Origin of the sequence: Pseudocitrobacter sp. 73 (genome assembly GCF_008369545.1) — a bacterium.
In the GTDB taxonomy this organism is placed as follows: Bacteria; Pseudomonadota; Gammaproteobacteria; order Enterobacterales; family Enterobacteriaceae; genus Pseudocitrobacter; species Pseudocitrobacter vendiensis.
Genome location: NZ_VTZO01000046.1, coordinates 1 through 20,435, shown reverse-complemented (window position 1 = coordinate 20,435; position 20,435 = coordinate 1). Strand labels below are relative to the sequence as shown.

20 protein-coding genes are annotated in these 20,435 nt (G+C 53.7%); 9 read left to right on the top strand and 11 right to left on the bottom strand.

Going from position 1 to position 20,435, the window contains the following annotated elements:
• Positions 1–10 precede the first annotated feature (10 nt).
• Together groL and F0Q32_RS24870 are read left to right on the top strand one after the other, a co-directional pair.
• Complete coding sequence (gene groL / locus F0Q32_RS24875; RefSeq protein ID WP_149465083.1) at positions 11–1,657, top strand: chaperonin GroEL; 1,647 nt, start codon at positions 11–13, stop codon at positions 1,655–1,657.
• Positions 1,658–1,791: 134 nt separating this feature from the next.
• Positions 1,792–2,145 (top strand): DUF4156 domain-containing protein, encoded by a 354-nt coding sequence (locus F0Q32_RS24870; protein WP_015966237.1) that lies wholly within the window; start codon positions 1,792–1,794, stop codon positions 2,143–2,145.
• Between the two features lie 55 nt (positions 2,146–2,200).
• On the opposite strand, the gene yjeJ is transcribed toward F0Q32_RS24870, so the two are convergent.
• Both yjeJ and epmB read right to left on the bottom strand, forming a co-directional pair.
• Positions 2,201–3,058, bottom strand: a complete 858-nt coding sequence (gene yjeJ, locus F0Q32_RS24865) for a YjeJ family protein (RefSeq protein ID WP_149465082.1) — start codon at positions 3,056–3,058, stop codon at positions 2,201–2,203.
• 203 nt (positions 3,059–3,261) lie between these two features.
• Positions 3,262–4,290 carry an EF-P beta-lysylation protein EpmB gene (gene epmB / locus F0Q32_RS24860; protein WP_149465081.1) on the bottom strand — a complete coding sequence of 343 codons (1,029 nt, stop codon included), beginning with the start codon at positions 4,288–4,290 and terminating at the stop codon, positions 3,262–3,264.
• Positions 4,291–4,330: 40 nt separating this feature from the next.
• Here epmB and efp point away from each other — a divergent pair, with 40 nt between their 5' ends.
• From efp to sugE, 4 genes are all read left to right on the top strand, one after another.
• On the top strand, positions 4,331–4,897 hold the full coding sequence (gene efp, locus F0Q32_RS24855; RefSeq protein ID WP_149465080.1) for an elongation factor P: 567 nt from the start codon (positions 4,331–4,333) through the stop codon (positions 4,895–4,897).
• 67 nt (positions 4,898–4,964) lie between these two features.
• Positions 4,965–5,096: an entericidin A/B family lipoprotein gene (locus F0Q32_RS24850; RefSeq protein ID WP_149465088.1), complete on the top strand. Its 132-nt coding sequence runs from the start codon at positions 4,965–4,967 to the stop codon at positions 5,094–5,096.
• A 105-nt stretch (positions 5,097–5,201) separates the two neighbouring features.
• Complete coding sequence (gene ecnB / locus F0Q32_RS24845) at positions 5,202–5,348, top strand: lipoprotein toxin entericidin B (RefSeq protein ID WP_015966233.1); 147 nt, start codon at positions 5,202–5,204, stop codon at positions 5,346–5,348.
• Positions 5,349–5,511: 163 nt separating this feature from the next.
• The gene (gene sugE / locus F0Q32_RS24840) at positions 5,512–5,829 is read left to right on the top strand and encodes a quaternary ammonium compound efflux SMR transporter SugE (RefSeq protein WP_149465079.1); all 318 of its coding nucleotides are present in this window, start codon (positions 5,512–5,514) and stop codon (positions 5,827–5,829) included.
• On the opposite strand, the gene F0Q32_RS24835 is transcribed toward sugE, so the two are convergent.
• From F0Q32_RS24835 to frdA, 6 genes are all read right to left on the bottom strand, one after another.
• Complete coding sequence (locus tag F0Q32_RS24835; protein WP_149465078.1) at positions 5,826–6,356, bottom strand: lipocalin family protein; 531 nt, start codon at positions 6,354–6,356, stop codon at positions 5,826–5,828. The genes sugE and F0Q32_RS24835 overlap by 4 nt on opposite strands.
• 88 nt (positions 6,357–6,444) lie before the next feature.
• Complete coding sequence (gene ampC, locus F0Q32_RS24830) at positions 6,445–7,587, bottom strand: CMY2/MIR/ACT/EC family class C beta-lactamase (protein WP_149465077.1); 1,143 nt, start codon at positions 7,585–7,587, stop codon at positions 6,445–6,447.
• A 60-nt stretch (positions 7,588–7,647) separates the two neighbouring features.
• On the bottom strand, positions 7,648–8,007 hold the full coding sequence (gene frdD, locus F0Q32_RS24825) for a fumarate reductase subunit FrdD (protein WP_149465076.1): 360 nt from the start codon (positions 8,005–8,007) through the stop codon (positions 7,648–7,650).
• 10 nt (positions 8,008–8,017) lie between these two features.
• On the bottom strand, positions 8,018–8,413 hold the full coding sequence (gene frdC / locus F0Q32_RS24820; RefSeq protein ID WP_149465075.1) for a fumarate reductase subunit FrdC: 396 nt from the start codon (positions 8,411–8,413) through the stop codon (positions 8,018–8,020).
• Positions 8,414–8,423: 10 nt separating this feature from the next.
• Positions 8,424–9,158, bottom strand: a complete 735-nt coding sequence (frdB, locus tag F0Q32_RS24815) for a fumarate reductase iron-sulfur protein (RefSeq protein ID WP_149465074.1) — start codon at positions 9,156–9,158, stop codon at positions 8,424–8,426.
• The gene (gene frdA / locus F0Q32_RS24810; protein WP_149465073.1) at positions 9,151–10,941 is read right to left on the bottom strand and encodes a fumarate reductase (quinol) flavoprotein subunit; all 1,791 of its coding nucleotides are present in this window, start codon (positions 10,939–10,941) and stop codon (positions 9,151–9,153) included. The genes frdB and frdA overlap by 8 nt, the downstream gene beginning before the upstream one ends.
• Positions 10,942–11,270: 329 nt before the next feature.
• Between frdA and epmA the strand changes: the two genes are divergently transcribed.
• Positions 11,271–12,248 carry an elongation factor P--(R)-beta-lysine ligase gene (gene epmA / locus F0Q32_RS24805; RefSeq protein WP_149465072.1) on the top strand — a complete coding sequence of 326 codons (978 nt, stop codon included), beginning with the start codon at positions 11,271–11,273 and terminating at the stop codon, positions 12,246–12,248.
• 236 nt (positions 12,249–12,484) lie between these two features.
• Entirely contained in the window at positions 12,485–13,987 is a 1,503-nt protein-coding gene (yjeM, locus tag F0Q32_RS24800; protein ID WP_149465071.1) for a glutamate/gamma-aminobutyrate family transporter YjeM, read from the top strand.
• Between the two features lie 90 nt (positions 13,988–14,077).
• Here yjeM and mscM read toward each other — a convergent pair whose 3' ends face one another.
• The 3 genes from mscM to rsgA all read right to left on the bottom strand — a co-directional run bounded on the left by mscM (position 14,078) and on the right by rsgA (position 19,559).
• Positions 14,078–17,404: a miniconductance mechanosensitive channel MscM gene (mscM, locus tag F0Q32_RS24795; RefSeq protein WP_149465070.1), complete on the bottom strand. Its 3,327-nt coding sequence runs from the start codon at positions 17,402–17,404 to the stop codon at positions 14,078–14,080.
• 19 nt (positions 17,405–17,423) lie between these two features.
• On the bottom strand, positions 17,424–18,386 hold the full coding sequence (gene asd / locus F0Q32_RS24790) for an archaetidylserine decarboxylase (protein ID WP_149465069.1): 963 nt from the start codon (positions 18,384–18,386) through the stop codon (positions 17,424–17,426).
• Positions 18,387–18,503: 117 nt separating this feature from the next.
• Entirely contained in the window at positions 18,504–19,559 is a 1,056-nt protein-coding gene (gene rsgA / locus F0Q32_RS24785; RefSeq protein ID WP_041686331.1) for a small ribosomal subunit biogenesis GTPase RsgA, read from the bottom strand.
• 94 nt (positions 19,560–19,653) lie between these two features.
• Here rsgA and orn point away from each other — a divergent pair, with 94 nt between their 5' ends.
• Positions 19,654–20,199 carry an oligoribonuclease gene (orn, locus tag F0Q32_RS24780; protein WP_149465068.1) on the top strand — a complete coding sequence of 182 codons (546 nt, stop codon included), beginning with the start codon at positions 19,654–19,656 and terminating at the stop codon, positions 20,197–20,199.
• Positions 20,200–20,435 lie beyond the last annotated feature (236 nt).

Below are 20,435 nucleotides of genomic sequence, written 5' to 3'. Positions count from 1 at the left end.
AATAAAGATAATGGCAGCTAAAGACGTAAAATTCGGTAACGACGCTCGTGTGAAAATGCTGCGCGGCGTAAACGTACTGGCAGACGCAGTTAAAGTAACCCTGGGCCCGAAAGGCCGTAACGTGGTTCTCGACAAATCCTTCGGTGCGCCGACCATCACTAAAGATGGTGTTTCCGTCGCGCGTGAAATCGAGCTGGAAGACAAATTCGAAAACATGGGCGCGCAGATGGTGAAAGAAGTTGCCTCTAAAGCGAATGACGCTGCAGGCGACGGTACCACCACCGCGACCGTACTGGCCCAATCCATCATCACTGAAGGCCTGAAAGCTGTTGCTGCGGGTATGAACCCGATGGACCTGAAACGCGGTATCGATAAAGCGGTTCAGGCTGCTGTTGAAGAGCTGAAAGCGCTGTCCGTACCGTGCTCTGACTCTAAAGCGATTGCTCAGGTTGGTACCATCTCCGCTAACTCCGACGAAACCGTAGGTAAACTGATCGCGGAAGCGATGGATAAAGTCGGTAAAGAAGGCGTGATCACCGTTGAAGACGGCACTGGTCTGGAAGATGAGCTGGACGTGGTTGAAGGTATGCAGTTCGACCGTGGCTACCTGTCTCCGTACTTCATCAACAAACCGGACACCGGTGCTGTTGAGCTGGAAAGCCCGTTCATCCTGCTGGCTGACAAAAAAATCTCCAACATCCGCGAAATGCTGCCAGTTCTGGAAGCCGTTGCGAAAGCAGGCAAACCGCTGGTTATCATCGCTGAAGACGTTGAAGGCGAAGCGCTGGCGACGCTGGTGGTTAACACCATGCGTGGCATCGTGAAAGTGGCTGCTGTTAAAGCACCGGGCTTCGGCGACCGTCGTAAAGCTATGCTGCAGGACATCGCAACCCTGACCGGCGGTACCGTTATCTCTGAAGAGATCGGTATGGAGCTGGAAAAAACGACTCTGGAAGATCTGGGTCAGGCGAAACGCGTTGTTATCAACAAAGACACCACCACCATCATCGATGGCGTGGGTGAAGAAGCAGCGATTCAGGGCCGTGTAGCTCAGATCCGCAAACAGATCGAAGAAGCGACCTCTGACTACGATCGTGAAAAACTGCAGGAACGTGTTGCTAAACTGGCAGGCGGCGTTGCAGTGATCAAAGTCGGTGCTGCTACCGAAGTTGAAATGAAAGAGAAAAAAGCACGCGTTGACGATGCCCTGCACGCGACCCGTGCTGCGGTAGAAGAAGGCGTGGTTGCTGGTGGTGGTGTGGCGCTGGTTCGCGTTGCAGCGAAACTGGCTGGCCTGACTGCTCAGAACGAAGACCAGAACGTGGGTATCAAAGTTGCGCTGCGCGCAATGGAAGCGCCGCTGCGTCAGATCGTCCTGAACGCCGGTGAAGAACCGTCTGTTGTTGCTAACGCAGTTAAAGCGGGCGAAGGTAACTACGGTTACAACGCAGCAACTGAAGAATACGGCAACATGATCGACTTCGGTATCCTGGACCCAACGAAAGTTACCCGTTCTGCTCTGCAGTACGCGGCATCCGTTGCTGGCCTGATGATCACCACCGAGTGCATGGTGACCGACCTGCCGAAAGGCGATGCGCCTGACTTAGGTGCTGCTGGTGGTATGGGCGGCATGGGTGGTATGGGCGGCATGATGTAATCGTGCGCTATACCCCATAGCAATAAAGAAACCCCCGGTCAGAAATGACCGGGGGTTTTTCTTTTGGTCATCTTTTTAGTATAAGGTTTACACACGGACGACATGCGTCCAGCTCATTGATTATGGGGAATAACATGCAGGTAAAATATTTAGCAGGGATCGTTGGCGCCGCGCTGCTGTTAGCTGGCTGTAGTTCCAGCAACGAATTAAGCGCGGGCGGGCAGAATGTTCGCTTCGTTGAAGATAAGCCGGGCGCAGAATGCCAGCTGTTAGGTACTGCTACAGGTAAACAGGGAAACTGGCTTTCTGGCCAGACGGGCGAAGAGGGTGGCTCGATGCGCGGTGCGGCGAATGCGCTGCGTAACCATGCGGCGGAGATGGGCGGCAACGTGATCTACGGTGTCAGCAGCCCAACTCAAGGCATGCTTTCAAGCTTTGTACCGACCGACACCGAAATGAACGGCCAGGTTTATAAGTGCCCGAACTGATTTTTCAGGGGCGCTAATTGCCGGATGGCGACGTTATCGCCGCCATCCGACGCCATCAGGCTGCCGTTTTCACCGACTGTACGCGTAAATGATACAGCGCGCGTAAACACTGTTCTTGCGTCAGCTGCTGGCCGTTATTCGCGTTTAAGGTTCTGACATACACCTGGCAAGGCGTCCCGGCCAATTTTTTCAGTCGTGGGCTGAAATCGAGTAAACGGCGAGAAACCGCCTGCGCTTCTTTACTGCCCGACGGCGTGCGAGTTTTAACGATACTGCCGCTAAAGCACTCTTTACCGTCTTTATCGGTAAAGCGATAAAGTACCGCCAGATAATGATTGAACAGATCGTGTTTCCACTGCGGCTGGTCATAAAAATCATATTCCAGACTGCCTTTTTCCTGGCAATCCGCATCATACAGTGGCAGGAAGTCCAGCAGTGAAGAAATACGCAGTGCCAGTTCTTTCATTCCTGCATTATTAATGGAGTGAATAATAGCTTTGACCAGAAGGTCAATCTGTAATTCATTAATGGTCAGTTCAACGCTTTCCCCGCGATGCAGTTTTAGCGTAATAGTTAACTCATCTTTACCATTTTTAGACAGTTCCAGCCCATCGGCGCGGAAATTGATATCGGCATGACGTAACTCATCTTCCAGAAGCGCAGGTACGCTTTCCAGCATCTTTTTACCGGCTTTATCGCGTGCTTTCTCGTACTTCTGCTTTTCATCGCCTTGCTGCTGGTGCAGCGCTGCGAGACGGCTTTCCAGGGCGATAAGGAGGTCTCTGAGTACCAGAGCAGGGAAAAAGAAGAGAGATTCTTTGTTTTTAGGTTCTTTGATTTTTAAGGCCAATGCGACAAATGCATTTCCCTGACGAATAACACCGGTATTAACGCTTTTAATATTCAACGCCATGTTGGTTCTCCATAACCATATATCTTGTAAATGCTTATTTGGAAAATATAGATATATATTATTAATTAGGGCCGTATCAGATGGTGAAGTAAAATATCACAGCTATTACTGATGTCCAGATAAACTCAGTTCAATAACTATTATTAAGTTAATAAATATATTTTAATCGAATAATAATGCCCTCATAATAGAGGGCAGATGAATCAATGTTGGCGAAGTTGCAGATCTAATGGCGTTTTACTGGGCTCGCCGCCAATTTCACGCGCCAGTTTCGGCACCATATAACCGGAAATCAGTGTCAGCAGTTCGCGCATAATTGCACGCGCTTCGTCATCGCTGACCAGGAAGTGGGCTGCGCCCTGCACTTTGTCGAGAACGTGAAGGTAGTAAGGCATCACGCCCGCGTCGAAGAGCGCGTTACTGAGGTCCGCAAGCGTTTGAGCATGATTGTTCACGCCGCGCAGTAGCACACTCTGGTTTAACAGCGTCACACCCGCCTGACGTAATCGCGCCATTGCAGCACGAAATTCATCGTCTATCTCTCTGGCGTGGTTGATGTGATTCACCAGTAGAATTTGCAGCCGACTTTGCGCAAAACGCGCAACCAGCGAATCGGTGATGCGTGCCGGAATAACAATGGGCAAGCGGCTGTGAATGCGCAGACGTTTAACATGCGGGAGGGCTTCAAGGTGCGTGATCAGCCACTCCAGCTCATGATCTTTCGCCATCAACGGGTCGCCGCCGGAGAAAATAATTTCGTCCAGCTCAGGATGCTGCGCGATGTAGTCGAGCGCGGCCTGCCAGTTGCGTTTGTTGCCCTGGTTTTCCGCATACGGAAAGTGACGACGGAAGCAGTAACGGCAGTTCACCGCACACCCGCCCTTCACCAGGAGCAACGCCCGATTATGGTATTTATGCAGTAGCCCCGGCACCACGCTGTGCTGCTCTTCCAGCGGGTCGGTCGAGAAACCGGGTGCGGTGATGAACTCGTCCTGCGCGGTTAAAACCTGACGCAATAACGGGTCATTCGGGTTACCTTTTTCCATCCGGGCGATAAACGCGCGAGGAACGCGAAGCGGGAAAAGACGTTTCGCTTCTCTTCCTGCGAGCAATTTTTCATCAGCGTCTACATTTAAAAGACGTAATAGTTCATCCGGATCGGTCACAACATCGGCAAGTTGCGATAACCAATCTTCTCTGGATGGGGTATTTAGGGTTACAATATGCGCCATTTTGTGGCTAAGCTACCATTTCACAATTTCAGAGGGCCTTATGGCGACTTACTATAGCAACGATTTTCGTGCTGGTCTTAAAATCATGTTGGATGGCGAACCGTATGCGGTTGAAGCCAGTGAATTCGTTAAACCAGGTAAAGGCCAGGCGTTTGCTCGCGTTAAACTGCGCCGCCTGCTGACCGGTACCCGTGTAGAAAAAACCTTCAAGTCTACTGACTCCGCTGAAGGTGCTGACGTTGTCGATATGAACCTGACTTACCTGTATAACGACGGTGAGTTCTGGCACTTCATGAACAACGAAACCTTCGAACAGTTGTCTGCTGACGAAAAAGCGATTGGCGACAACGCTAAATGGCTGCTGGATCAGGCTGAATGCATCGTGACCCTGTGGAACGGTCAGCCTATCTCCGTTACGCCGCCGAACTTCGTAGAACTGGAAATCGTTGAAACTGATCCAGGTCTGAAAGGCGACACCGCAGGTACTGGCGGTAAGCCGGCGACCCTGTCCACTGGCGCAGTGGTTAAAGTTCCGCTGTTCGTTCAGATTGGCGAAGTGATCAAAGTGGATACCCGCTCTGGCGAATATGTATCCCGCGTGAAGTAATCCATGTTATAAATGGATGAATGAGGGCGCAGCACGGCGCTGCGCCTGATGATTTCAGGCAAGGATGATGACTCGTACCGTTAAAACACTTCTACTGCTGATTGTCGCCGGCGCATTGCTGAGCGGATGCAACACCGCCCGTGGTGTTGGGGAAGATATCAAAGATCTCGGTGGCATTATTTCCAACGCCGCCAGCTAACCCTTCATTATTCTTAAATCGTTCTTCTTTTCCGTCGATGTACGGGAATTTGTCTATGCTTAACAGGCTACATGCATAAAACATTGACCATTAAAGGACGATATGATGATTAAGAAAACAATTGCAGCGTTTTTTACCGTGGTAGTGCTTTCATCCGTACTGACGGCGTGTAATACGACACGCGGCGTTGGCGAAGATATTTCTGATGGTGGCAATGCGATTTCCGGTGCGGCCACGAAAGCTCAGCAGTAATTTGCGCCTTTAGCCTTTTAACGGTACGGCGACTTCTCCGTACCGTTCTTCCTGTTTGCCCCTCGCGTTTACGATTGATAAAATAGTCTCTCACCATCGCCTTGCGGGACGACCCGTAAGCGCCTTTTTCATCGGGGACGGCCCCATTTATCTGGAGCCTGTTATGTCCTGGATTATTCTACTTATCGCGGGTTTACTCGAAGTGGTGTGGGCTGTTGGCCTGAAATACACCCATGGGTTCAGCCGCCTGACACCAAGCATCATCACCATCGCGGCCATGATAGTCAGTATGGCGTTACTTTCCTGGGCAATGAAAAGCCTGCCTGTCGGCACGGCCTATGCCGTCTGGACAGGTATTGGCGCGGTGGGCGCCGCCATTACCGGTATTCTCCTGCTGGGTGAATCTGCAAGCCCCATGCGTCTGGCGAGCCTGGGGCTGATTGTTGCGGGGATCATCGGCCTGAAACTCAGCACCCATTAATGGGGTTGTTTGACCCAAATTAGCTTACTCACATCAAACCCCTGCCGGGTTGCGACGGTCAGCATCTGCTGTTTCATCTCATCTGAAATGGTCGGTGTGCGTGAGAGTATCCACAGATAGTCGCGATCCGGCCCGCAAACCAATGCGTGGCGGTACTCTTTATCGAGGGCAATTACGTTATAGCCACCGTAGAACGGGCCGAAGAACGACACTTTTAGGGCTGCGTGGTTTGGATCGCCAGTGAAATACGCTTTCCCCTCGGTTTTCTGCCACATGGCCCGATCCGGGTTATAGCCTTTATTTGTCACGTTCAGACCACCGTCGTCACGCAGACGATAGGTAGCGGTGACTTGTTCCAGCCCGCGTTCAAATCGGTGATCAAAACGGGCAATCTCGTACCATGTGCCAAGGTAGCGAGTTGCATCAAAGGGGGTCACAACGGTAACGCCTTTTGGCGGAGTCGGAGAGCTGCAGGCAACCACCAAAAACGCGGCGGTGACGGCGGCGACAACGGGCAGGATGCGCATAAGAGTTTCCTTACTGGTTTTTTGTTAAGTGTAGATGACAGCAGGAAAATCGCGTGGGAACGGCCTGCCGAAACAGGCCAGAAATCACTTATTTTAGCGAATTCAGAATTTGGTACGCGGCGGCTACGCGTGCAGGGTTGGGGTAGTTCTTATTTGCCAGCATTACAATGCCGAGTTCTTCCTGCGGCACAAAGGCGACGTAGCTACCAAATCCGCCGGTTGCGCCGGTTTTATGCACCCACGATGCGCTTACCGCGGACGCAGGCGGCGTTATCGCTTTCGCGGGCAGGGCGGCGAGGGCGATTTTACTGTCGCTGCCGTTGACGATGGTGTCAGGGTTGACTGGCCAGTTCAGCATTTCCCAACCTAACCCCTGATACATTTCGCCAATTTGCCAGTAGCGCGATTGTGCCAGTGAAATACCCTGTCGCAGTGTTTTCTCTTTGATTTTGCTGGCGTTCATATTGAACTGCACCCAGTGCGCCATATCCTGAATACTGGATTTCACACCATAGGCTTCGGCGTCCAGCGGGCCGGGTGAGACGTGCACGGCTTTCCCATCGCGATATCCCCACGCGTAGTGTTTCTGTTCGGCGGCCGGGACGGTGACCCATGTCTGCGAGAGCTTAAGCGGCTGTAACACACGCTCCGTCATTGCTTTCTCAAAGCTCAAACCAGACGGTTTCACCATCATCGCGCCAAAAAGCCCAATGCTGGCGTTGGCATATAAGCGGTGCGTGCCTGGCGCCCATTCTGGCTGCCAGTTTTGATAATAGCGACGCAGTTGCGCATCGGTCGTCACGTCGTCCGGTATCTGTAGCGGTAAACCACCAGCGGTGTAAGTCGCGAGATGCAGTAGCGTAATGCCCTGCCACTGTTTCCCGGTAAGTTCTGGCCAGTATTTTGTCGCCGGGTCGTTCAGGCTAATCTCCCCACGTGCGATAGCGTCGCCGCCCAGTACGCCAGTGAACGTTTTACTGACTGAACCCAGCTCGAACAGGGTCTGTTGCGTGACGGGCTGCTTTTTCGCGACGTCGGCGTCACCCCAGGTAAAGTAATACGGTTTGCCCTGATAGATGACCGCGACGGCCATGCCGGGAATGGCCTGCTCTTTAATGAGCGGCGTAATGGTGCGATTAACGATATCCGTTATCTGTTGTTCAGTGTGAGGGGCGGCAAGTACGGTGCAGGATGCGCCAAGCAGCAGCGCGCAAAGAGACATTTTGAACATGACCAGGCTTCCATACAAAACGGCCCGCCAGTGGCGGGCCGGATTAACATTAGGACTTCATCAGAGGGTGACGATACCAATCAGCGTCACAACCGTCAGAATAGCAGCCAGGCCATAGAAAACCCACTTTCCGTTTGGAACGTGAATTTTCAGGTCGTGCATCGCGTGGTGAATACGGTGTAAACCGCACCACAGCGGCAGCACAATCATCAGGAACAGAAATGCGCGGCCAATAAAGCTTTGTGCAAAGGCCAGCACGCGCTCGTAGCTCAGCGCATCGCCCGGGAATAGCCCCAACGGAAGCATGATGCCAACCAGCAGGACAATCACCGGCGCGACGATTGCGCCCCACATCCCACCTGCACCAAACAGGCCCCAGAAAACCGGTTCGTCAGAACGTTTTGGATTTGGATTAATCATCCTGGCCTCCTTACCAGAACAGTGCTACAAACAGCACGACCACGGTGACGAGAGCCGTCACAACCCAGAGCCCTTTAATAATTGGCTCTGGCCCCATTTTTGCGTCTTTCACGATAATATTGGCGGCTTTCGGCGCCAGCTCAAACCAGGTTTTGGTATGCAGCAGCGCGCCCGCGAGGGTGATGATATTCAGGATCACCACAATCGGGTTTTGCAGAAAACCGACAAAATTGGCCCAGGATTCTGGCCCATGTTTCAGCGAAAAAATGCCGCAAATCAGCAAAACGCTGAACCAGACAACGGTCACCGCCGTTCCTTCACGCAGCATATAGAAGCGATAAAACGGCAGATTTTTCCACCAGGTGGACGGCATTGGCCGCACATAGGGTTTGCGTTTAGTCGTCATGATGCACTCCTTAGCGTGGTTTCAGGGTAGCGATAAGAAAGTCTTTCGAGCTTTCCACTTTACCCTGCTGAATGGCCGCTGCCGGGTCGACGTGTTTCGGGCACACCTCAGAGCAGTAACCGACAAAGGTACAGCTCCAGACGCCATTCTGGCCGTTCAGCTGCGCCATACGCTCTTTCTTCCCGTGATCGCGGCTGTCTTCGTTATAGCGGTGCGCCAGGGTAATCGCGGCAGGGCCGATAAACTCAGGATTCAGACCAAATTGCGGGCAGGCGGCGTAGCACAGGCCGCAGTTGATGCAGCCGGAGAACTGATGATACTTCGCCATCTGCGCTGGCGTCTGGTTATTCGGGCCCTGATCCGGCGTACGCGAGTTACCGATGATGTACGGCTTAATCGCTTCCAGGCTTTCAATAAAGTGCGTCATATCGACAACCAGATCGCGCTCGATCGGGAAGTTGCCCAGCGCTTCAACCTTAATGCCTTTGGTGTAATCGCGCAGGAAGGTCTTACAAGCCAGCTTCGGCACCTTGTTGACCATCATGCCGCAGGAACCGCAAATCGCCATACGGCAGGACCAGCGATAGCTCAGATCTGGCGCAAGGTTATCTTTGATGTAGCCCAACGCATCCAGCAGCGAGGTGGTTTCATCATAAGGCACTTCATAGAATTCGCTGTGCGGCGCGGAGTCCACTTCCGGGTTGTAGCGCACCACTTCGATTTTCAGGTTATGCATCTCAGCCATTCGCTTTCTCCTTTTTATCGGCTGCTTCAGCTTCGCCACCGTAGACACGCTTGGCTGGCGGCAACGTTGTGATTTTCACATCGCTGTAGTCCAGACGCGTGGTGCCGTCGGCATCGCGGAAAGCAAGCGTATGCTTGAGGAAGTTGACGTCATCGCGCTCGGTGCAGCCTTCGTCCAGACGCTGGTGCGCGCCGCGAGACTCTTTACGCGCCATAGCGGAGTGCGCCATACATTCGGCGACGTTCAGGCCGTGGCCCAGCTCAATGGTGTAGAGCAGGTCAGTGTTGAACACGCTGGAAGTATCGGTGATGCGTACGCGTTTGAAGCGTTCCTGCAGCTCGGCCAGCTTATCGATGGTTTTCTGCATCAATTCCGGTGTACGGTAGATACCGCAACCTTCTTCCATCGACAGACCCATTTCATCGCGGATCTTCGACCAGTTTTCGCTACCTTCCTGATTAACCAATGCTTTCAGGCGGTTTTCAACGTCCGCAACCTGGGCGTCCAGCGCGGCGCTATTGGCTTCGCCTGCTGTTGCGGCGCGTTCCATTGCCTGTTCACCCGCCATGCGGCCAAAGACCACCAGTTCAGCCAGTGAGTTGGAACCCAGACGGTTTGCGCCATGCAGGCCAACGGAGGAACATTCGCCCACCGCAAACAGCCCTTTAATGCGGGTTTCACACTGCTGATCGGTTTCGATGCCACCCATGGTGTAGTGCGCGGTCGGACGAACCGGAATCGGCTCTTTCACCGGATCGACGCCCACGTACGCTTTCGCCAGTTCACAGATGAACGGCAGGCGTTCCAGCAGTTTTTTCTCGCCCAGATGACGCAGGTCGAGGTAAACCACATCGCCGCGCGGCGTGGAGATAGTGTTGCCTTTTCGCCACTCGTGCCAGAAAGCCTGAGAAACTTTGTCGCGCGGACCCAGTTCCATATATTTGTTTTTCGGCTCGCCCAGTGGAGTTTCCGGACCCATGCCGTAATCCTGCAGATAGCGGTAGCCGTTTTTGTTGACCAGAATACCGCCTTCACCACGGCAGCCTTCTGTCATCAGGATGCCAGAACCTGGCAGGCCGGTTGGGTGATACTGAACGAATTCCATATCACGCAGCGGAATGCCGTGGCTGAGCGCCATACCCATACCATCACCGGTGACGATGCCGCCGTTGGTGTTGTAGCGATATACACGGCCTGCGCCGCCGGTCGCCATCACCACCGCGTTGGCGCGAATCTGCACCAGCGTGCCTTCCATCATATTCATCGCCACCAGGCCGCGAGCCTGGCCGTCATCCACCAGGATATCGAGGACGAAGTGTTCATCGAAGCGTTGAATTTGCGGGAATTGCAGAGAGGTCTGGAAGAGGGTGTGAAGCATGTGGAAGCCGGTTTTATCAGCGGCGAACCACGTACGTTCGATTTTCATCCCACCGAAGCGGCGCACGTTAACACTACCATCCGGACGACGGCTCCACGGGCAACCCCATTGCTCAAGCTGGGTCATCTCTGTCGGGCAGTGATGGACGAAGTAGTCCACGACATCCTGCTCACAGAGCCAGTCCCCGCCGGCTACGGTGTCGTGAAAATGGTATTCAAAGCTATCGTGATCCTGCGCGACGGCAGCGGAGCCACCTTCAGCCGCGACAGTATGGCTACGCATTGGATAAACTTTTGAGATTAAAGCTATTTTGGCGTTTGGATTAGCTTGCGCTGCGGCGATGGCTGCTCGTAGACCAGCTCCGCCAGCACCTATAATGGCAAGATCGGCTTGAAAGGTTTGCACGACATTCCTCCAGATTATTGTTATTCCGCACTCGCTCCAAGCAAAAGGTAGTTCACCTGATTACGACTCGCTATGGCGGAAACGTTTCCACTGCTCCTTTATGGGTAAAGCAGTATACCCGTAGAAATCTGAGGGAAATTTGATGTGTTCGATTATTTTTGAGTCTGATGGCCTCTAATCATCACTAATTGTGATTAATTTAATTACTAAACTACCCCTCACTACTCCTTTGTACCCACTGACCAGACTAATAATTTCTGCACAAAATTTGTCTCGCTGACGGGTTACGAGTAGACTTCGTGCCCTTGTTTGAATCTGGAGAAAAAACCATGAGCGAGACGGCAACCTGGCAGCCGAGCGCATCCATCCCCAATCTGTTAAAACGCGCGGCTGTTATGACGGAAATTCGTCGATTCTTTGCTGACCGCGGCGTGCTTGAGGTGGAAACGCCCTGTATGAGCCAGGCAACGGTAACCGATGTCCATTTGGTGCCGTTTGAGACTCGCTTTGTGGGCCCGGGTCATTCCCAGGGGGTGAATCTCTATCTGATGACCAGCCCGGAATACCACATGAAGCGTCTGCTGGCAGCAGGCTGTGGCCCGGTATTCCAGTTGTGCAGAAGCTTCCGTAATGAAGAAATGGGGCGTCACCACAACCCGGAATTCACCATGCTGGAATGGTATCGTCCGCATTTTGATATGTATCGACTCATCAACGAGGTGGATGATTTACTGCAACAGGTTCTGGAGTGCCAGCCGGCGGAAAGCCTCTCATATCAGCAGGCGTTCCAGCGCTATCTGGAAATTGATCCCCTCTCTGCGGACAAAACGCTGTTGCGTGAAGTGGCTGCGAAACTGGATCTCAGCAACGTTGCCGATGCAGAAGAAGACAGGGACACCCTGCTACAACTGCTGTTTGCCTTTGGCATAGAGCCGCACATTGGTAAAGATCGCCCGACGTTTGTTTACCACTTCCCGGCGAGCCAGGCGTCGCTGGCGCAAATCAGCGCCGAAGATCACCGTGTGGCGGAACGTTTCGAGGTCTATTTCAAAGGAATGGAGCTGGCGAACGGTTTCCATGAACTGACTGACGCGCGTGAACAGCAGCAGCGTTTCGAGCAGGATAACCGCAAGCGCGCCGCGCGTGGTCTGCCGCAGCAGCCTATTGATCAGAACCTGCTGGACGCCTTAACCGCAGGCCTGCCCGATTGTTCCGGCGTGGCACTGGGCGTCGATCGTCTGGTGATGCTGGCGCTGGACGCGGAGCAAATTGCCGACGTTATCGCCTTCACGGTCGATCGCGCCTGATTGTCTTCGCGCGGCGCATATTGATGAAATATAGCCGCGCGTTATTTAAAAGAATCATAATATTCACGTTACTTAGATGATGTGACCACTTCACCTGTTATTTACAGTCTTTCATTCGTCATTCGCCAATATTGTCACAATAATAGTCTGGTTTTTTGCTACTATCCGCGCTTTCGCCCCTGCCGCCCGGCGTGGGGTAACGTTATTTGAGTTAAGACTCTTTTTGGAACGGCAAGATGAACCAGTCTCTAAAAAAGATGAGCCTCACTGGGCTTATTCTGATGATCTTTACGTCGGTGTTTGGCTTTGCCAATAGCCCGTCGGCATTCTATTTAATGGGCTACAGCGCGGCCCCTTTTTATATTCTCTCAGCACTCTTCTTCTTCATTCCTTTCGCCTTAATGATGGCGGAAATGGGATCGGCATATCGCAAAGAAGAGGGCGGCATCTATTCGTGGATGAATAACAGCGTTGGGCCACGCTTCGCTTTTATCGGCACCTTTATGTGGTTCTCGTCCTATGTTATCTGGATGGTCAGTACCGCGGCGAAAGTGTGGGTGCCGTTTTCCACCTTTTTGTGCGGTTCGGATCAAACGCAGGTGTGGGCTTTCGCTGGTCTGACCCCCACGCAGGCTGTCGGTATTCTGGCGGTATGCTGGATGCTGCTGGTGACGTTTGTCGCTTCCCGTGGGATCAACAAAATCGCCAAAATTACCGCAGTGGGCGGGATTTCGGTAATGTGCCTGAACCTGGTATTGCTGGTGGTGAGCATCACCATTCTGGCGCTGAACGGCGGGAATTTTGCAGAGCCGATTAACCTTGTCGCGTCGCCAAATCCGGGCTACCAGTCTGGCCTGGCGATGCTGTCGTTTGTGGTATTTGCTATCTTTGCCTATGGCGGCATCGAAGCGGTTGGCGGTCTGGTGGATAAAACCGAAAACCCGGAGAAGAACTTTGCGAAAGGCATTATCTTCGCGGCGATCGTTATCTCCATCGGTTACGCACTGGCGATCGTTCTGTGGGGAGTGAGCACAAACTGGCAGGCGGTGCTGAGCAATCGCGCGACTAATCTCGGGAATATCACCTACATCTTGATGCACAGTCTGGGCGAAACGCTGGGACATGCGCTGGGATTATCGCCTGAAGCGACCACCTCGCTTGGCATATGGTTTGCGCGCATTACCGGCCTGTCGATGTTCCTCGCGTATACCGGCGCGTTCTTCACCCTCATCTACTCGCCGCTGAAAGCCATTGTGCAGGGTACGCCAAAAGCGCTGTGGCCGACGTCCGTCACGCGCCTGAACGCCAGCGGTATGCCGGAAACCGCAATGTGGGCGCAGTGTGGCCTGGTGTGTCTGTTTATTCTGCTGGTGTCGTTTGGCGGTGATACGGCTTCCGCGTTTTATAACAAACTGACGCTAATGGCGAACGTCTCAATGACGCTGCCGTATCTTTTCCTTGCGCTGGCGTTCCCGTTCTTCAAAGCGAAAACCAATCTGGAAAGGCCGTTTGTTATCTTTAAAACGCGGGCTTCTGCGCTGGTCGCCACTGCGGTGGTGGTGCTGATTGTCTCGTTCGCGAACATTTTCACCGTTATCCAACCGGTGATTGAAGCGAATGACTGGAGCAGCGCCCTGTGGATGATTGGCGGGCCAATCTTCTTCTCGCTGATGGCGATGGGGATTTACGAGAACTATCGCCGCCGGACGGCGAATGCGCCTGAGCTGGCGATGGAGTAAGAAAGAGGATCGGTAGGCCTGATAAGCGAAGCGCCATCAGGCAGTGGCGGGGGCGCTACGCTTGCCCGCCCTACCGAACCTTTACATGTTTTACAAACTTCCCGCCTTACGTCCACGCCCAGCGGACGTTAACGTTCTTCCCGCTGGCGTTTTTGTTCCCCCCAGGCTTTCCAGACGCATCTGGAACGGTGGGAACGGCATATCGATACCGTGCTCGCGGAAGCCGGCAAGAATCAGCTGGTGGATTTCATGGCGTAGTGGCATACGGTGGCCCATCTCCGCTGCGTAGATACGCAGTTCAAAGATTTGAATCCCCTGTTGCAGGTCGACCAGGAAAGCCTCCGGTGCCGGGTTATCAATGACCAGTGAACAACGTTGTGCCGCGGTCAGCAGGATTTGCGTAACCTCTTCGCTATTAGCGTCCGACGGTGCCGGAATGCTCAACACCACGCGGGTAACCGAATCCGACAGCGACCAGTTGATGAACTGCTCGGTGATAAAGGCTTTATTCGGCACGATAATCTCTTTGCGGTCCCAGTCGCTAATCGTAGTGGCGCGGGTGTTGATTTTGGTGACGCTCCCGGTCAAATCGCGAATGGTGACCGTATCGCCGATACGAATCGGCTTCTCAAACAGGATAATCAGGCCAGAGATAAAGTTGGCGAAAATTTCCTGTAAGCCGAAACCTAAACCGACACCGAGTGCCGCAACCAGCCACTGTAATTTCGACCACTCAATCCCAATCATCGAGAAGCCAATCAGCCCGCCAAATAGCATCAGCAGGTACTTGGTGATGGTGGTGATGGCATACCCGGTGCCTGGCGTCAGATTGAGATGCTGGAGCAGCGCCAGTTCCAGCAGCGCGGGCAAATTGCGTACCAGTTGGGTGGTGATGATAAACACCAGAATCGCAATCAGCACCGCGCCGAGCGTAATGGGCTCAATACTTTCCACACCCTGCACGGTCGAGGAGACATCCCACAGTGAGATATTTTCCAGGAAGCCGAAAGCGGAGTGAATTTCGGACCACAGCACAATCACCGAAACTAACGCAATCAACATCAGAATCGAGCGTACCAGACGCAATGACTGGGCGCTGATGGTGTCGAGATCGACTTCGCTGACCTCGGCTTCCACCGATCCTTCAAGGCTGGTGGAGTGCGTCTCTTCTTCGCCTCTGGCGCGGTTAGCCAGCATCTCTGCGCGTCGATGTTTGGCACGGTCAAACGCCAGACGACGGCGCTGTATCAGCATCCAGCGGCGGATGACGTGGTAGATCACCAGCAACAGGAACCAGATGGCGACCGAGGTTTCCAGACGTGCGAGCAATGCCTGTGATGTTGCCAGATAACCGACGGCCGCCGCGAGAATTGCGACCATTGGTGCACCGGAAAGCAGGTTCCACAGCAGGCGGTTGACCATGTTATCGCCATCGCCCTCTTTATCGAGCCAGAGGGGAATGCCTGCGCGTTTGAGGCTGAGCGTGACCACCGCCAGCGCGCCGCAAATCAGAATGAAACACAGCCTGCCTAATGAGGCGGAAAATTCGCGATCGTTGAGATTATCGAACATGATCAGCGCCATAATCAGCGGCACGATAAGCCCGATACTCATCAGATAATAACGCATCGCCCGCAGCACGCGGTTGCGCGGCCAGCCGAAGTGTACGATGAACAAGCCGTTCGGACGGGCAAAGGCGGCGCAGATCATCACTACCCACAGCAGCGGCACGGTGGCGGTTACGCCATCGCCAATCGCCACGGCAAGCGGATAAGGCCAGGCCTCCTGAAGGCCATAACCCAGCGTTGCCCACAGCACGGGCAGGGGAGAGGCCACCAGAATCGACCAGAAAACGGTACGCATGGTCAGCCAGAAATGATCCTGGGTGACTTTGCCCACGCGCGCGCTGGAACGTTCCAGAAAACGGGTGAAGTGTTTGCGCGAACTGATACTGAAACCCACCAGAATCAGCGCCGCAAAGAGCGGTAGCAGCGTCTGCTTGCTGGTGAGCATCATCGCGGTGGCTTTACCTAGCTGGCTGAAGGTATCCAGCGAGATTAAGCGGCGCAGATCCTGCACCACTTCCAGCGGCCAGCTGAAGTCCATTGGCCGTACGTCTGAGGTCCAGAACAGATAGCGGTGGGTGGCTTCATTCACCTCTTTTAACGCGTCTTCCAGTTGGCTATTGGAAACTTTCAGCTTGGTAAGTTCCAGAATCAGCGTGTCTCCACCCTGCAACAGCGAGTTGAGGAGTTCACGCTGAGTGCGAAGCTGCGCTTCCAGTATACGATTTTGCTCGGCGGTAAGCGGTTTGCCATCGGCCTGCTGGATCTGGCGCAGTTGCGGCTGCTTATTGAGTAAATCTTCATAGCGCAGCCGATGCACGCGTAACTGCGCCATTTCGGTATCAAGCTGCTGGGGCTTCGGCATTTCCGGCAGGCGAGCAACCTGCGCGCGTAACGCTTCGCCTAATAGATTAGAGGAACCCAGCCACTGCGACTGCTCGCGCAGCGTGTTCAGCGCCTGACGAACCTGCAAGGTTTGGCTTGTCGCCTGGCGCTGCTGTGAGGCCACCAGGTCCATACGCTGAGCCTGCTGATTGAGCGCCTGAGAAAGCTCACGGTTAACTTTGAACTGATTAACAATCCCGACGGGCAGGTTAGCGCTGTTTTCGGCAAGCAGTTCGGTGCTTTCCAGCGCCCGTTCCGCTTCGCGCTGGCGCTGGCTGTTAAGCTGATTGCGCAGCGCCTGAAGATACGCATCCAGCTGTTCGCCCTGTTTCTGCGCCAGTTCTGAACGCATGCGTGAAAGCTCCTGGCGATTGTTTGCCGAAAGCTGCGCCAGTTCCAGTTCATCAACCAGTGCCTTCAGACGCGCAGAATCGGCCTGTAACGCCAGGTTTTGCGCCTGCGCCTGTGGTGTGTTGGCCGTTTGCGTGCCGACGCGGCGTTCCACTTCATTCAACTGGCGACGGGCATCGGTTTGCTGTTGCGGCAACTGATTCAGGGAGTCGGCGATTTCCCGCGCGCGCTCCTGCTCCTGCTGCGCCAGGCGGCTTTTTTCCAGCAACTGGCTGCTGACCTGAAGAATTTCCTGACTTAGCGCATCAGCGCTCATGCCTTCAGGAACCTCGCGCGGCTCTTCCCGCAGGTTATTCAGTTGGGTGCGTAATGTTTGGGAAAGTTTAGGAAAGTTGTCGATTACATGCTGATACTGCGTGGCGCGCTCAAGGGAGCCTTTTCGCTCCTCGAGCGCGTTCAGCGCACCCTGCAAGGTTTCAACGGTTTCGGGCTGGGCAGGTTTGGCAGATTTAGCCTGCTCCAGCTCCTGAGCTATCTGTTTGCTATCGGGGGCCGTCGCTGCGTACGCCCCCAGGCTGAGGCACCAGGCCATCAGGAAAGTGATAATCAGGCGCACGTCAGAACCCTTTTTGAAGTTAGCTTTCGTATTTCTTGTCTTCAACCAGCGGGCTGGCTGCAATTTCAGCCGCCACTTCTTCCTCTGGCAGAACTTCCGGCTCTGGAACGACAACGGCTTCGGTTGAGACTGCCAGGGGTTGGCCCAGCTTCGTCACAGAGAGGCTTTTCAGCTCTTCAATCAACTGGACTTTGCCTGGCGCGAAGAGGTTGATGACCGTGGAGCCCAGTTTGAAGCGGCCCATCTCCTGGCCTTTCAGCAGGGCAACGGAGCCTTCGTTGTCGCCGGCCGGCCAGGTCCAGCGTTTGATGACGCCTTCACGTGGCGGCGTGATCGTACCTGCCCATACGGTTTCGATACTGCCAACGATGGTTGCACCGACCAGAATCTGCGCCATCGGGCCAAATTCGGTATCGAACAGGCAAATAACGCGTTCGTTACGGGCAAACAGGTTAGGTACGTTCTGCGCGGTCAGATGGTTCACGGAGAAGAGATCGCCCGGCACGTAGATCATTTCGCGCAGGATACCGTTGCACGGCATATGGACGCGGTGATAGTCACGTGGCGACAGGTAGGTAGTGGCGAAAGTCCCGTTGCGGAAAAGATCTGCCATCAGGTAGTTACCTGCCAGCAGCGCTTCCAGTGAATAGTCGTGGCCTTTGGCCTGCAAAATTTTGTCTTCTTCGATACGGCCTAACTGGCTGATCACACCGTCGGCAGGCATCACCAGCACATTAGGGTCGGTATTCAGCGGGCGCACTTCATCGCGCAATGGACGGACGAAGAAATCGTTGAAGGTACGATAGCTGGCGGTATCTGGTTTCTGCGCCTCTTGCATATCGACCTTGTAGTATTTCACAAACAGATCGATAACCAGCTTGGTCAGCCATCCTGCTCGCTTGCTCGCACCCCAGCCTGCGAGGCGGGTAAGCCACAGTTTAGGCAGAATGTATTGCAGTGAAAGTTTAAGATCGTTTAACAAAGTAGCCTCCAGGCCATGATGTGTCGTTCCTGAACCCGCATCAGGCGCGGGTCCCAAAAGAAAAGGTGGCGATTTTAACGACGCACGCGATAAATGTCAGTCGCTAAAGCATAATTCTCAGTTATCACCATCAGAAAAGTTTTTACGCGTTTTTACCTGCGACATACTTTCCAGAATGCGGTGATAATTTTCGAATCGCGTCTCGGCAATTTTACCTTCTTCAACGGCTTCGCGGATGGCGCAGCCGGGATCGGTGTCATGTTTGCAGTCGCGGTATTTGCACAAACCCAGATAATCATGGAATTCGACAAAGCCGTTGGTGATTTGTTCCGCCTCAAGATGCCACAGGCCAAATTCACGAACGCCCGGAGAATCAATCACATCGCCGCCATGCGGGAAGTGATACAGGCGTGCGGCGGTAGTGGTGTGCTGGCCTAAACCGGAGTTATCGGAAACATCATTGGTGAGGATCCGCTCTTCGTTGAGACCCAGCAGGGCATTCAACAGGCTCGATTTCCCGACGCCAGACTGCCCGGCAAAAATACTGATGCGGTCGGTCAGCGCTTCTTCCAGCGGTTTCAAACCATCCTGTGTATGGCTGGAAACCATCAGCACGCGATAGCCAATGTTGCGGTAGATATCCATCTGCTCATTCACGAAAGCCATGCTTTCGTCGTCCAGCAGATCGATTTTATTCAGCACGATGATCGGTTCGACGTCCAGCGTTTCGCAGGCGACGAGATAACGGTCGATAATATTCAGCGACAGTTCCGGCAGAATGGCCGAGACGATAACGATTTGATCGATATTGGCGGCAATCGGTTTTACGCCGTCGTAAAAGTCCGGGCGCGTCAGCACCGAGGTACGCTCATGTACCGCTTCCACGATGCCTTTGACGTTCACGCCTTCGGCTGCCGCTTTACCCGGACGCCAGACAACGCGATCGCCGGTAACCAGCGAACGAATGGTGCGGCGGATGTTGCAGCGGTGCGTCTCGCCGTCGGCGGATTCAACGTCAGCATGCATGCCAAAACGGCTGATAACGGTGCCTTCAGCGGTTTCACCAAACAGATTGTCATCGTAGTCGGGCTTCTCCGCAGTCGTTTTAAGACGGCGCTGGTGGTTAGCCGACACGCGACGCTGTTGACCTTTGGAGAGTTTATTTTTACTCAATCGTACAGACTCCTGGTCGCCCATAATGGGCAAAAGATCTATGATACACGCTATTTTAGATGAATATAGTCACGCGATAAGGGTGGAAAATAACATGAGTGCAGATGAAAACAACCTGATTTGGATCGATCTGGAGATGACCGGTCTCGATCCCGAGCGCGATCGCATTATTGAAATCGCCACCCTGGTGACTGATGCGAATCTGAACATTCTGGCTGAAGGCCCGACCATTGCGGTGCATCAGTCCGATGAACAACTGGCGCTGATGGATGAGTGGAACGTGCGCACGCATACCGGCAGCGGGCTGGTCGAACGCGTGAAAGCAAGCACCCTTGACGACCGCGCGGCGGAACTGGCGACGCTTGAATTCCTCAAGCAGTGGGTTCCGGAAGGGAAATCGCCGATCTGCGGCAACAGCATCGGCCAGGACCGTCGTTTCCTGTTTAAGTATATGCCGGAACTGGAATCCTACTTCCACTATCGTTATCTGGACGTGAGCACACTCAAAGAGCTGGCGCGTCGCTGGAAGCCAGAAATTCTCGATGGCTTTAAGAAGCAGGGCACGCACCAGGCAATGGATGATATCCGTGAGTCAGTGGCTGAACTGGCCTACTATCGCGAAAACTTTATTAAGCTCTGATCCTCGTCTTTGCCGGATGGCGCTTGCCATTCGGCGTAAAAAGCACCAGGATGATGAATTATTCGGCACTTGAACGAGATTTCAAAAAAAACGCTTCAAGGGGGGTTGCAGCAAAACGGATTTCTCGTATAATGCGCCTCCCGTAACGACAGAGAAATCAACGTTACGACAGCGTCAAATTAATCACCGGATTTCAGGTTTAGAGCTTAGAAATCATGATGATGCGGGAATAGCTC

Bases quoted from the DNA above. Each gene is read 5' to 3' on its own strand.
- groL (WP_149465083.1), top strand. From the start codon at position 11: ATGGCAGCTAAAGACGTAAAATTCGGTAACGACGCTCGTGTGAAAATG.
- F0Q32_RS24870 (WP_015966237.1), top strand. From the start codon at position 1,792: ATGCAGGTAAAATATTTAGCAGGGATCGTTGGCGCCGCGCTGCTGTTA.
- yjeJ (WP_149465082.1), bottom strand. From the start codon at position 3,058: ATGGCGTTGAATATTAAAAGCGTTAATACCGGTGTTATTCGTCAGGGA.
- epmB (WP_149465081.1), bottom strand. From the start codon at position 4,290: ATGGCGCATATTGTAACCCTAAATACCCCATCCAGAGAAGATTGGTTA.
- efp (WP_149465080.1), top strand. From the start codon at position 4,331: ATGGCGACTTACTATAGCAACGATTTTCGTGCTGGTCTTAAAATCATG.
- F0Q32_RS24850 (WP_149465088.1), top strand. From the start codon at position 4,965: ATGACTCGTACCGTTAAAACACTTCTACTGCTGATTGTCGCCGGCGCA.
- ecnB (WP_015966233.1), top strand. From the start codon at position 5,202: ATGATTAAGAAAACAATTGCAGCGTTTTTTACCGTGGTAGTGCTTTCA.
- sugE (WP_149465079.1), top strand. From the start codon at position 5,512: ATGTCCTGGATTATTCTACTTATCGCGGGTTTACTCGAAGTGGTGTGG.
- F0Q32_RS24835 (WP_149465078.1), bottom strand. From the start codon at position 6,356: ATGCGCATCCTGCCCGTTGTCGCCGCCGTCACCGCCGCGTTTTTGGTG.
- ampC (WP_149465077.1), bottom strand. From the start codon at position 7,587: ATGTTCAAAATGTCTCTTTGCGCGCTGCTGCTTGGCGCATCCTGCACC.
- frdD (WP_149465076.1), bottom strand. From the start codon at position 8,007: ATGATTAATCCAAATCCAAAACGTTCTGACGAACCGGTTTTCTGGGGC.
- frdC (WP_149465075.1), bottom strand. From the start codon at position 8,413: ATGACGACTAAACGCAAACCCTATGTGCGGCCAATGCCGTCCACCTGG.
- frdB (WP_149465074.1), bottom strand. From the start codon at position 9,158: ATGGCTGAGATGCATAACCTGAAAATCGAAGTGGTGCGCTACAACCCG.
- epmA (WP_149465072.1), top strand. From the start codon at position 11,271: ATGAGCGAGACGGCAACCTGGCAGCCGAGCGCATCCATCCCCAATCTG.
- yjeM (WP_149465071.1), top strand. From the start codon at position 12,485: ATGAACCAGTCTCTAAAAAAGATGAGCCTCACTGGGCTTATTCTGATG.
- orn (WP_149465068.1), top strand. From the start codon at position 19,654: ATGAGTGCAGATGAAAACAACCTGATTTGGATCGATCTGGAGATGACC.